Source organism: Pseudoalteromonas sp. RWi3 (genome assembly GCF_054960735.1).
The window spans coordinates 1-12,627 of record NZ_JBHNYL010000010.1 but is presented as its reverse complement, the minus strand read 5'-3'; the positions used below and the strand labels follow the sequence as shown (position 1 = coordinate 12,627).

The 12,627-nt window shown below is 40.3% G+C and carries 11 protein-coding genes and 3 tRNA genes; 6 read left to right on the top strand and 8 right to left on the bottom strand.

Features of this window, described 5'->3' with window-relative positions; genetic code table 11:
• Positions 1-793: 793 nt before the first annotated feature.
• From ACFI4Z_RS13200 to nudE, 5 genes are all read right to left on the bottom strand, one after another.
• Positions 794-870: transfer RNA gene (locus ACFI4Z_RS13200), tRNA-Met, on the bottom strand.
• A 143-nt stretch (positions 871-1,013) separates the two neighbouring features.
• Positions 1,014-1,090, bottom strand: a tRNA-Met gene (locus ACFI4Z_RS13195).
• Positions 1,091-1,172: 82 nt separating this feature from the next.
• Positions 1,173-1,249, bottom strand: a tRNA-Met gene (locus ACFI4Z_RS13190).
• Positions 1,250-1,389: 140 nt separating this feature from the next.
• The gene (gene cysQ, locus ACFI4Z_RS13185; RefSeq protein ID WP_099296354.1) at positions 1,390-2,187 is read right to left on the bottom strand and encodes a 3'(2'),5'-bisphosphate nucleotidase CysQ; all 798 of its coding nucleotides are present in this window, start codon (positions 2,185-2,187) and stop codon (positions 1,390-1,392) included.
• Positions 2,184-2,753: an ADP compounds hydrolase NudE gene (gene nudE / locus ACFI4Z_RS13180; protein ID WP_180270442.1), complete on the bottom strand. Its 570-nt coding sequence runs from the start codon at positions 2,751-2,753 to the stop codon at positions 2,184-2,186. Before nudE ends, cysQ begins: the two co-directional genes overlap by 4 nt.
• A 62-nt stretch (positions 2,754-2,815) precedes the next feature.
• On the opposite strand from nudE, the gene yrfG reads away from it, so the two are divergent.
• Complete coding sequence (gene yrfG / locus ACFI4Z_RS13175) at positions 2,816-3,466, top strand: GMP/IMP nucleotidase (RefSeq protein WP_462670994.1); 651 nt, start codon at positions 2,816-2,818, stop codon at positions 3,464-3,466.
• Here the strand turns inward: yrfG and ACFI4Z_RS13170 are convergent.
• Positions 3,463-4,086: a dUTP diphosphatase gene (locus ACFI4Z_RS13170; protein WP_099296355.1), complete on the bottom strand. Its 624-nt coding sequence runs from the start codon at positions 4,084-4,086 to the stop codon at positions 3,463-3,465. The genes yrfG and ACFI4Z_RS13170 overlap by 4 nt on opposite strands.
• Before the next feature lie 122 nt (positions 4,087-4,208).
• Between ACFI4Z_RS13170 and ACFI4Z_RS13165 the strand changes: the two genes are divergently transcribed.
• Complete coding sequence (locus ACFI4Z_RS13165; protein WP_462670993.1) at positions 4,209-4,838, top strand: peroxiredoxin-like family protein; 630 nt, start codon at positions 4,209-4,211, stop codon at positions 4,836-4,838.
• 42 nt (positions 4,839-4,880) lie between these two features.
• Here the strand turns inward: ACFI4Z_RS13165 and ACFI4Z_RS13160 are convergent, their stop codons facing one another.
• Both ACFI4Z_RS13160 and ACFI4Z_RS13155 read right to left on the bottom strand, forming a co-directional pair.
• Entirely contained in the window at positions 4,881-5,249 is a 369-nt protein-coding gene (locus ACFI4Z_RS13160) for a YacL family protein (protein WP_462670992.1), read from the bottom strand.
• A 117-nt stretch (positions 5,250-5,366) separates the two neighbouring features.
• Positions 5,367-5,591, bottom strand: coding sequence for a hypothetical protein (locus tag ACFI4Z_RS13155; RefSeq protein ID WP_058560768.1), 225 nt, complete (start codon positions 5,589-5,591; stop codon positions 5,367-5,369).
• Positions 5,592-5,901: 310 nt separating this feature from the next.
• On the opposite strand from ACFI4Z_RS13155, the gene uvrD reads away from it, so the two are divergent.
• Genes uvrD through ACFI4Z_RS13135 form a run of 4 tightly spaced genes read left to right on the top strand, consistent with a single transcriptional unit; the run spans position 5,902 to position 12,132 of the window.
• Positions 5,902-8,067, top strand: coding sequence for a DNA helicase II (gene uvrD / locus ACFI4Z_RS13150; RefSeq protein WP_462670991.1), 2,166 nt, complete (start codon positions 5,902-5,904; stop codon positions 8,065-8,067).
• On the top strand, positions 8,045-10,138 hold the full coding sequence (locus ACFI4Z_RS13145) for a tRNA(Met) cytidine acetyltransferase TmcA domain-containing protein (RefSeq protein WP_462670990.1): 2,094 nt from the start codon (positions 8,045-8,047) through the stop codon (positions 10,136-10,138). The genes uvrD and ACFI4Z_RS13145 overlap by 23 nt, the downstream gene beginning before the upstream one ends.
• Positions 10,107-11,225, top strand: a complete 1,119-nt coding sequence (locus tag ACFI4Z_RS13140) for an ABC transporter substrate-binding protein (protein WP_462670989.1) — start codon at positions 10,107-10,109, stop codon at positions 11,223-11,225. Before ACFI4Z_RS13145 ends, ACFI4Z_RS13140 begins: the two co-directional genes overlap by 32 nt.
• Before the next feature lie 58 nt (positions 11,226-11,283).
• Entirely contained in the window at positions 11,284-12,132 is an 849-nt protein-coding gene (locus ACFI4Z_RS13135; protein ID WP_462670988.1) for a CZB domain-containing protein, read from the top strand.
• The last annotated feature ends 495 nt before the right edge of the window (positions 12,133-12,627 follow it).

Here is a 12,627-nt window from a genome sequence, read left to right as displayed (position 1 = left end):
GCTTTGTTATTCCATTTAGTTATGGAATTAGATTATTTCCTTCAAAAACAGATTAAAGAGGAGTTTTGAGTTTTCGCGTCACACTCGCTCATCAGCTTAACTATTAAAACACCTAGCTAATTAATTCATTGAACTTAAGCCATAAACACATGCTTTAGCCGTGCCGATTTAATAGAACGTGTAATTTTAGTAGTGGCAGAGGCCAGAATTTATGAAGAGAGAGCGCCTCACGCAGTGACGACAACCTTCGGGTTATGAGTAACCTAATCTTTGCACTTCACTGAATTTCAGACATAAAAAAACACTCATATAGAGTGTCGGTTCTTTATTACATTTTATTTCAGTTGGTTGCGGGAGGCAGAATTTATGGAGAGCGAACCGACGACCTTTGCTGGCCAATGGAGAGCTGAGACCGACGAGCTATCCATTTCACTGAATTTCAGACATAAAAAAACACTCATATAGAGTGTCGATTCTTTAATATATTTTATTTCAGTTGGTTGCGGGAGCCGGATTTGAACCGACGACCTTTGCTGGCTAATGGAGAGCTGAGACCGACGAGCTATCCACTTCACTGAATTTTAGGCATAAAAAACACGCTTTAGGCGTGTTATCTTTAATATTCTAAATTGTAATTTCAGTTGGTTGCGGGAGCCAGAATTTATGAAGAGTGAGTGCCTCACGCAGTGACGACGACCTTCGGGTTATGAGTAGCCCAATCTTTGCACTCACTGAATTTTAGGCATAAAAAAACACGCTTTAAGCGTGTCGATTCATTATAACTTGATTTCAGTGGTTGCGGGAGCCGGATTTGAACCGACGACCTTCGGGTTATGAGCCCGACGAGCTACCAGGCTGCTCCATCCCGCGCCTGAAATTGCAGAGTTATTTATAGTTGCTATACATGACAACTTGGCTTCCAATAAAAATTAGTTGCGGGAGCTGTGAAAGGTGAAGAGTGAACCGACGACCTTTGAAAACTACCAACAGTAACCTAGATTCTCTTAGAAAATTGGTTGCGGGAGCCGGATTTGAACCGACGACCTTCGGGTTATGAGCCCGACGAGCTACCAGGCTGCTCCATCCCGCGCCTGTATATTTTAAGTCTATCGACTACTTAATTTAATCTCTTAAGTTAGAGTTTTACAGCACCAAATCTTAAGTAAAAGAATTGGTTGCGGGAGCCGGATTTGAACCGACGACCTTCGGGTTATGAGCCCGACGAGCTACCAGGCTGCTCCATCCCGCGCCTGTAATTTCTTCTTAACAGTTTCGTGATATTTGCGAGCCTGTTTCGAAGAGAGCGCTATAATATAGGAATAAAATTAGAATGCAAGGCCTAAACTACTTAAAGCTGTTCAACCGAACAAAAAGCAGGCAAAGCGCTGTTTAAAGCGCTCTTTGGTGCGGACTTATCATTTTCTGGAACTCCCAATCTGGGTGTCCCATCACGATGAAGTCTGGGTTTTCAGTACTCTCTCGCTGATTATACGTAAGTGGGTTAAATTCAGCATCAGTAATACAACCACCCGCCTCTTCAACAATCACTTGTGAAGCGCCGGTATCCCACTCTCCAGTCGGGCCAATACGTAAAAAGCAATCGGCTTTACCTTCAGCTACAATACAGGCTTTTAGTGAGCACGAGCCCACCGCTACCGTTGTAAATTGGGTATTTAAATACTGACTTACGGCTTCTATTTTTTGGCGACGGCTAACCGCTAACGTTAAATTATCAGGTGTAGCTACACTGATTTTTTCATCAACACCATCAGTGCGTTTAAATGCCCCGTTTTGGTGACTAGCAAAATAGGTAATCCCTTTTGCCGGCCAGAAGATGACACCTAATACAGGTCGGTTATTTTCGATCAGCGCAATGTTTACGGCAAAATCACCACTTTCAAGAATAAACTCGCCAGTACCATCCATTGGGTCTAGTAGCCAATAACGTTGCCAATCTTGCCTATCGGCAAGAGGCGGAATAGGTGTTTCCTCAGACATAATAGGAATATCAGGCGCAAGGGCTTTTAACCCTGCGACTAAAACATCATTGGCGGCTAAGTCAGCTTTTGTTACAGGAGTGTGATCTGACTTTTCCTGCTGACCAATATCATCTTTCTTATAAATCGCCATAATAGCCGCACCCGCACTTTGTGCAAGCTCAATACATGGCTCTAGTAATTTATTCATTCACCGCTCTCCGAATCAATGCGCTTCATTAATAATAGCAAAGCTGCAACGCTTCGTGCTTCTGTAAAGTCATCTTGTTGTAATAATGACTGCCATTGCGTTAATGGCCACTTAACTACGACTAATGGCTCTGGTTCATCCCCTTCAAGAGTTTGCGGGTAAAGCCCTTGTGCAAACAGAATGTGCATCGTGGCATTGAAGTAACTAGGGGCCATAGATACTTTTTTGAGTGGCTCTAATTGCTCAGCACCAAAGCCAACTTCTTCTTTAAGCTCACGGTTGGCAGCCTGCTCTGGCGTTTCACCTGGGTCAATTAAGCCTTTGGGAAAACCAAGTTGATAATCATTTGTGCCCGCACAGTACTCACGAACCAGCAGTAATTCGTTATCAGCTGTTAATGGCACTATCATCACAGCCCCTCTGCCGCCGCCACGGATCCGTTCGTATTGACGTTGTTCATTATTTGAGAACTTTAAATCTAGTGATTCAACCGTAAATAAACGACTTTTTGCAACAACTTGATTGCTAATAATGTGCGGTGGTGTTGGGTGCTTTTTCTGTGTCATTGGCATTAATTTGTTATCATGGATGCTTAACACAATCATAAATCTTTTATAGAGAAATGCCTATGCTAAATTGGTCGAAAATCGACACCGTACTATTAGATATGGATGGTACCTTACTCGATCTGCATTTTGATAATCACTTTTGGCTAAATGTTATCCCTGAACAACACGCGATTATGCAAAATATAAGTTTAACGGATGCCAAAGCTGATATTCACAAACGCTACCAAGCCGTGCATGGTCAAATTCAGTGGTATTGCCTCGACTATTGGGAGCAGCAACTAAACCTGCCAATTATGGAGCTTAAACGCCAAACCCAGCATTTGATCAAAGTACGCGAGGATGTGCCCGCGTTTTTAAGCGCCATGCGTAAAGCAGGTAAAGAGCTTATCTTACTAACCAATGCCCACCCTGAAAGTGTGATGCTTAAATTTGAACAAACGGATATAGATAACTATTTAGATGAGGTGGTCTCTACACATCAATACGGTGTCAGTAAAGAAAGCCAAAGCTTATGGCAGCAAGTGCAAGCTGATTTAGGGTTTGATAAACAGCGCACGTTATTTGTCGATGATAGCTTAAGTGTATTAAATGCAGCGAGGGAGTTTGGCATAGGCCATTTATTGGCAGTTGCAAACCCTGATAGTAAGCAACCGCACAATGAAATAGATGACTATTTAAGCATCACCGATTTTAGCAACGTACACCCTTAGTTTTTAGGGTAACGCGCTTCAAGGCCTTGATATACAAGTTTTGCAAAACCTGCATGTTCAGTATCAAGGCTTTTAACAACATCAACTAAATGCTCATTGTCTTCTTTACCGTTCCACACTTTAATGTAACTACCATCTTTATAACCATGATCTTGGCGAAAGAAGTTAAGCGTATTTTTACCTACGTAGCCACGGTATAGATCGTCAATATTCATACCGATTTGAGCCATACAACCTGCAAAAGCTGCAGCATTAAATGTTTTATCAGCAACAGCTGACGCCGCTAGTATTTCAAGTGTTTGCTTAAAGTCATCTGCTGTTTTTGGTGAGCTCAATTCTTCTTCAAGCTGTTTTGCTAAATCTAGGTAGCTTGTCTCACCATCAATGCGCAGTGATAATCCAAAATGAAAAATATCTACTAGCTCTAAGATAACTTGCTCAGTATCTGGTGTTTGTTTTTTCCACCATTTCCAGCCGTAATGATCGAGCATTTCAGCACACTCAACCCAAATTGCACGGTTCCACTCAAAACCTTGGCTAAACCACTGCTCATGAACTTTGGTATTCATGGCGTTTTGCATTTCTAGCATTACTACTAGTTTATTTAAATTGGCAGACATGTCTCTTCCAGTTACTGTTTCCTAATTGCGGTTAATAATACAGATAACTAAGATCTATTGAAATTATTTCTGTTGTTAGCCTGTCTAGTTTCATTATCTAAATCAAATAAAAAGAGAGCTACATGCTAAAATCAATTTTACTTACTTTTACTATACTCTTAAGTACAGGTGTATCTGCAGCAACAGCGACTAATATTGCTGATGAAGCTGAGCAAGTTAGTCCACTTATGCCTGGGCTCACAATCCCTGCTACAACGCTAAAAGATAAAGGCGGAAATAATGTTGATTTAAGTAAGCGCTTTGCAGAGAAAACAACTGTACTAATAGTTTACCGCGGCGGCTGGTGCCCATATTGCTCAAAGCAATTAGCAAGTATTCAAAAAATAGAAAAACAAATTGCTGATTTGGGGGCGCAAATTATTGCCATATCACCTGATAGCCCTGAAAAACTAGCACAAACTAAAATTGATTCACCTAATTATCAATTACTCTCAGACGATAGCCTGACTTTAAGCCAAGCACTCGGACTTGCATTCTACTTAGATGATAAAACCGCCACGATTTATCGTAATAAGCTTGGAGTAAACTTTGTATCACTCGATGGTAAAGCAAAAGTTGCGCTACCTGTTCCCGCAGTATTTGTGGTGGATAAAAAAGGATTAGTGAATTTTCAATATGCTAACCCAAATTATAAAGTCCGCCTGACTAAAAACTTATTGCTCGCTGCTGTTAAATCAGTCTCTGAACAGTAATAACATAAATAAAATTTATAGCACAGAGCTGCGACTCTGTGCTTATCTTCCTGCTGTAAACTCATGCCATGAATTGATTAAATCAACAAAATCCTCAAAACCACAGCCACTACTTAATCCATTTTCTTCTAGCATAAGTTCATCGTCTTGATAGGCAACGAGATCTTCTGAATCTTGGTGCAATGCATGTGCCTCAAAAATGGCTTCATCTTTATTTAAGATTAAATCAATTTCTTGACCTTGCAGCCTTAATGGCTCAAAGCTACTAGCAACTGATGCAATTAAAGCCTGTACCATGGCAACTTTATCTTTGCCAATCTCTTCATTTAACCAGCGCCCAATCACAGCATGTTCGTTGCTAATTTTAATACGTAAGCCACTAATCGGGTCACGAATAAATTGATATTCCATAACTTTGTCTCAATACAACTAATACATAGGATTATAACCTAGTCAGTTATGAATAACGAAAGCCAGATACAAAAATAGCGCTATACAGCGCTATCTTTTGCATTTTAATAAAGCGTTCTACCGGTAGGATCTAAAACGTGCGGCATCAATGATGGCCCAAATATATACGATAGGTAGAAGCACAAAACCTATTGCAACGTAAATCAATACGCCACTAATGACCCAGGCTAAGAAAAAGAAAATTGCCGCCATAATACGACCTTGCACTAACTGTCCAAGTCCTGGAAAAAATATATTACAAATTGCTGCGATTACATTACCGCCTGAACCTTGCTCTGCCATATTAACCTCAGTTATTAATTTAATTTTCTTATTAGATACTTACACACTTCGTGCCAACTCTTTAATTTATTAATAATCATAAGCTTATATAAAAACCAATAAATAGAAACTTATCTTTAATCGTGATTTTTACTAAATATCAGTCAAATTGGCTACAGCAAATATTTCATACAACAATAGCTTAGCTAAAAACACGGTTAAATAGAATAAAGAACATTTTTAAATTAACTGTTTATAAAAACAGTATTTTATTTAGCCTAACAAAAACACCTGTTATACTGCCTGCAATATTGATTGAAAAGGCGTGATGATGGACGTTTCAGAATTACTCGATGGGTTAAATGACAAACAACGGGATGCCGTAGCTGCTCCACTGCAAAATATGCTGGTGCTGGCAGGGGCTGGCTCTGGTAAAACTCGAGTACTGGTTCATCGCATAGCCTGGTTAATGCAGGTAGAGCAAGCATCTGCTTACAGCGTTTTCGCAGTAACATTTACCAATAAAGCAGCAAAAGAAATGCGCTCTCGTGTTGAAGAAACACTCGGCGCCCCTGTCGGCGGTATGTGGATTGGTACATTCCATGGTTTATCGCATCGTATTTTGCGCGCACACCACCGCGAAGCTAATTTACCTGAAGCATTTCAAATTTTAGACTCTGATGACCAACTAAGAATGATCAAACGCTTATTAAAAGCGATGAACATTGATGATAAAAAATGGCCTGCTAAACAATTTGGTTGGTACATCAGCGCGAAAAAAGATGAAGGCCTTCGCCCAAAAGACATTCAAGCTTATGATATCAATGAGCAAATGATGCTTAAGGTTTATACTGCTTACCAAGAAGCTTGCGATCGTGCCGGTTTGGTTGATTTTGCCGAAATTCTGCTACGCAGTTTTGAAGTATTAAAAAATAACCCAACCTTACTGCGCCATTATCAACAACGCTTTGCCCACATGTTGGTGGACGAATTCCAAGATACCAACACCATTCAATATGCGTGGCTTAAACTACTTGCAGGCGATACCAACAGCATTATGATTGTTGGAGACGATGATCAAAGCATTTATGGCTGGCGCGGTGCTAAAATTGAAAACATTAAACGCTTTTTAACTGATTTTGAAGCCGAAACAATTCGTCTTGAACAAAACTATCGCTCCACCGCCACTATTCTTAAAGCATCCAATGCGCTTATTCAAAATAACTCAGACCGTATGGGTAAAAGTCTGTGGACTGATGGCAATGAAGGTGAGCCAATCTCTATCTATGCCGCGTTTAACGAATTAGACGAAGCACGCTTTGTTAGCAGTAAGTTGCGCAGCTGGCTTAATGCGGGTAATGCATTGCAAGATGCGGCTATTTTATATCGTAGTAACGCGCAGTCGCGGGTACTTGAAGAAGCCATGTTACAAGAAGGCTTAAAATACCGCATTTACGGTGGTATGCGATTCTTCGAGCGTCAAGAGATCAAAGATGCCCTGGCTTATTTACGCCTTGTCGGTAACCGCCAAGATGATGCTGCTTTTGAGCGTGTTATCAACACGCCTGCCCGTGGTATTGGCGATAAAACCCTAAGCCACATACGTGATTGTGCTCGTGCTGAATCATTACCTCTTTGGTATGCAGCTAAAGCAGTTGTTGAACAACAGCACTTATCTGGTCGTGCAGCTAGCGTTGTTAGTAAGTTTGTAGAGCTCGTTGAGCATATAGAAGAGAAAATTGGCGACCTTATACTTGAAGAGCAAGCCAAGTACGCAATTCAAACATCAGGCTTAATGGCTATGTACCAAGCCGAAAAAGGCGAAAAAGGCCGCGCTCGAGTAGAAAACTTAGAAGAGCTTATTAGTGCGTGTGGTCAGTATGAATTACCTGAAGACGAAGAGTTTAGTTCACCACTACAAGGCTTTTTAGCCTATACCTCGCTTGAATCAGGTGATGGCCAAGCAGAAGAACATGAAGACGCTGTGCAAATGATGACGCTTCACTCAGCAAAAGGGTTAGAGTTCCCGCTGGTATTTATGGTGGGTGTTGAAGAAGGCATGTTCCCTTCTCAACAAAGTAATGAAGAATCTGGCCGTTTAGAAGAAGAGCGCCGCCTGTGTTATGTTGGCATGACCCGAGCAATGGAAAAGCTCTATATTAGCCACGCCGAGAGCCGCCGTTTATACGGCCAAGAAAAATACCACAGCCCGTCACGCTTTTTACGTGAAATGCCTGAAGATTGTGTTGAAGAAATTCGCATAAAAACTCAAGTCTCTCGCCCACCTGCTGCAGGACGTTTTAGCTCATCGGTTAGCCATGCAGCATTTGAAGATAGCGGCTTTAATTTAGGCCAACGCGTTGTGCACGCAAAGTTTGGTATTGGTACGGTGTTAAATTATGAAGGTGCTGGTGCGCAATCACGAGTACAAGTGAACTTTGACGATGTTGGCAGTAAATGGCTAGTAACCCAATATGCACGACTTCAAGCAATTTAATACTGAGCTAAACAAAGCATTATCACAACTTGCCTATGCTAAGCATAGGCAATTATTACTGATCACAGGTGAACAAAGCTGGTGCTATTTAGCTGCCCAGCACTTGCTCAACGAGCTAAATGGCGCCAAGGTCAATGTATTATCAAAAAGCACAGAGCTAACTTCTAGTTTTTGGCCAGAGCACACTCATCAAATTTTAGGTCAAGAGTTTGATCATGCGATTTATGATGGCTTTAGTGGCATTTTACCCGACAAACTCGCAGCACTAAGCGGCACTGTTAAAGCAGGTGGTTTATTGGTACTGCTTTTGCCTGAAGTGAGTAACTTAGAAAATTGGTGTGATCCTGCTTTAACCTATTTTCAGTCCTATGCGCAAAATCGACCCATAAGCTTTTTTAACCAACGCTTAGCAAAATTATTACCACAAAGTAAGGCACTGCGTTTTAGCCAATTAAATGGCTTTGCAAGTACTCATGATAACACTGTAGAAATGGGAGTTATTGATTTAACTGAGCAACAAGCGTGCATTAAGCAAATTGTAAAAACAGCTAACGGCCGAGCAAATCGCCCTTTATTAATAAGTGCAGATAGAGGCCGAGGAAAGTCATCGGCGCTGGGTTTCGCTGCTGCGCAATTGTCATATAAAAAAATAGTGATTTGTGCTCAACAATTTACTGCTTTACACAGTTGTTTTAAACACCTCGCACAAGCACGTAATTTAAGCTACAACGCATCAGATAAACAACTGGCAAATTTACATTATAGCCCGCCCGATCAGTTACTGAACGAGCTTCCAGAATGTGATGTATTATTTGTAGATGAAGCTGCCTCTATCCCCGTGCCACTACTTATAAAAATGCTCACCCATTACCCGCGTATTATATTTGCAAGTACCATAGTGGGCTATGAAGGCAATGGTCGAGGCTACACATTAAAATTTAAGCGCTATTTACAAACCCATTATAAAAACATGCGCAGCATTGAACTCAAGCAGCCAATTCGTTTTGCAACTAACGACCCTCTAGAGCAACAAGTATGTACACTGCTTGCACTTAATGCGCACTATGATGACCAGTCCAGCAGCTTTGGGCCTATTGTATTTCAAGAAATAAAGTCTAAAAACTTCTTACATGATGAGTCATTACTAATTGAAGTTGTTGGCTTACTGTCATTGGCACATTATCAAAACAGCGTAAATGATTTACGCCACCTGCTCGATGCCACTTCACAACGTCTTTTTGCGTGTTTTGATAATTCCAAAATTATTGCAGTGTGTTTGGTAGCGATAGAGGGTGGGTTAACACCTGAGATCTCTCAACAAGTCGCAGCTGGTAAACGTCGGCCACAAGGCCATTTAATGGCGCAAACATTAGCGCAACTTGCGTTTAATTCAGCGGTTCTTACTAAGCAAATGGCGCGTGTTGTTCGTATCGCTGTTGCGCCAGATAAACAGAACAAGGATATTGGCTCTCGGTTACTTCAATTTACAGAAACTCAATTGTCTTCACAATGCCACTATTTTGGAGCAAGCTTTGGCGCTAATGATACGCTGTTGAGGTTTTGGCAAAATAATGACTTCAATCTAGTAAAGTTAGGCTTTAAAAAAGATAAAGCAACTGCAGAGTATTCAGCGCTAGTTATTAAACCGTGCGGTGTAGACAATACTTTAATAAAGGCGCTAACTACACAGTTTAACGCCGACTTCGCATTTCAATTGCTGGGTCATTACCAGCAGCTCGATCACCAATTAGTCGAAGTTATTATCAGTAATATGACCCCCTCTCCCCATTCAAAAAGCGAAAATGAGCGCTTAAAGGCATATATAGCGAGTGATTATCAAATTCACAATATTAAACCTTTATTGTGGCGTACATTTTGGCACTACCCAAATAGCCTAAAAAACTGTGATGAACATACCAAATACCTTTTAATTAGACTAATATTACAAAATTGGTCGTCAGAAAAGTCACGCCATGCATTACTTAGTAGCGGAAAAAAATCACTTAGTAAACAATTTAAACAGGCTGTAATTAATTGGTATGAAACTCTCTCACATTCAAATCTATTTTAAATTGTTACCGTGGCTGTGCGCTTTCGTCAGCTGTCTATGCTCTGCTTCAAAGCCCCCAGAAATAAAATTAGGAATGTCCATCGCCTTAAGTGGCCCGGCAAAACAAATTGGCGAACAACTTCATTTAGGGAGCCAAACCTATTTTGATAAGCTTAATAAAAAGGGGGGAGTTAACGGTTCAAAAATAAACCTTATCATTGCCGATGATGGATATGAGCCTAAAAGGGCTGTTAATAATACCCATCGCTTTATTCAAGACGAGAATGTTTTAGCCCTATTTGGGGCAATGGGCACTCCCACAAGTCATGCCGTTTCACCAATATTAGAAAAACTGCAGATACCTTATCTTATGCCCTTTAGTGGAGCTGACTTTTTGCACTTAAACCCGACTATAAACGTGTTTAATATTAGAGCAAGCTATTACGATGAGGCAAAAGTACAGATAGAATATTTAGTCGAAGAAAAAAAGCATACTAAGATAGGTTTTTTAATTCAGGCTGATGAATTTGGTTATGTTGTAGAGACTGGGTTGTTAAAATCACTCTCAAAATATAATTTAAAACCTATTAAAGTAGCACGTTATCTCCGTAATACTCATGATGTTGATCGAGCACTAAAAACATTAAAAAGAAGTGGGGTTACAGCCATCTGCTTAGTTGGCACATATAAACCCCTATCAGAGTTTATAAACATAGCTTATGAAGAGGGCTTCAAACCGGACTATACCAGTATTTCATTTGCCTCGAGCCCTGATTTATTCTCCAGCTTGAAATACCCCACCGATTTAATGGTTACAGAGGTGGTGCCCAACCCTGCCAAGTGTGAAAGCTATTGGTGCAAAGAGTTTTTATCCGATATGAAAGATGCAAATATACTTAAGCCGAGCCGGCTTCACTTTGAAGGTTATTTAAATGCGGTTATTTTCAGCCTAGCAGCTAAGAATTGTGAGTCACCATTAAAAGCAGAGTGTTTAATGGTACAGCTAGACAAAACGTTTAGCCAAAACAAAGAAGTACATGAACTATTTACTTATCTAGAGAAAAATAACAAGCACAAGGTATACCGTTCATTATTCTCGTTAAAATAACTGCTATTTTTCAATAATGTTCTATCCTTAAGATACCCTACTAGGTGATGAGGAAACTATGGATTTAATTAACTTTCGTGTTGGACAAAAAACTATTTCGTTAAAGATATTAGACATATTATTAACGGAGCGTTTTGAAAATAACCTGACTTCATTGCCAAATGACAATAAGAGCTTTATTGGTGTAAAAGACTATATGGAAACACCAACACCAATATTTGACTTAGGTATTGTGCTCAATAACCAATCGACATATATCACCAACAAGCAACTTTCTGACCTCCTTGTAGAACGTGAAAAAGAGCATTTAGAGTGGCTAGATGCTCTTGAAGCAAGCCTGAAAAATGGTATTCCTTTTAATAAGTCAACCGACCCTGATAAATGTGAATTTGGTAAATGGTATACTAATTTTAAAACTGATAACGAGGATCTCAAAACCATTCTTGATAAATTCGATACCCCCCATAGAGAGCTTCATGCTATGGCTAGTGAGCTGCTTGATATGCAAAGACGGTTAGGAAAAGAAAAAGCTATTGCGCATTTTAATACAAAAAAAAGAAGCGTTTTTAATGTACTCATGAGGCTTTTCGAATCCGCAAGAGAGCAGATTAATCTTGATTATAAACCTATCATCATTTTTACTACAAAAGATGGACATACTCCTCACCTAGGCCTACTAGTTGATAAAGTAGAAGACAATATCAATATCAGTAAGGAAGACATCAAACCATTGGATAAGCTAACATCGATTGGATTTGATATCGAACCACAAACAAAAAATATGATGATAGGCTTAATAAAACTTGAACAAAAACACAGTGTACTTATAGATCCCGGAGCAATATTTAGACCTGAACACCTGCAACGCCACAATACAGAAGAAACTGAGGCCTATGGAATCTTCTAATTATTAGCAGACTAAAATCACTTTTATACCAGACAACAAAAAACCCGTCACATTGCTGTAACGGGTTTCTCTTAATAGGCGCCATGGTGCGCTACGCAGTAGGGTGACCTACTTTCATATGCAACGTATGATTGATATTCTTTAATAAAGACTCACTGGGCTCTTGGGTGTTCGTGACGTTTTTTTACCCGTGGGTATCAATTACTCAACCCACGCTACGGTGGTCAGGTTAACCTACGTATTTTATTTTCTCTTAGACGTAAAAAAACCGGCTCTTTCGAGTCGGGCTTTCTTGTATTTGGAGCCATGGTGCGCTACGCAGTAGGATGACCTACTTTCATATGCAACGTATGATTGATATTATTTAATAAAGGCTCACTGGGCTTTTGGGTGTTCGTGACGTTCTTTTACCCGTGGGTTTCGTGATACTCAACCCACGCTACGGTGTATTAATTGACACTGTGAGGGTCGCTATCGTACTTTCTTCAAACAGCA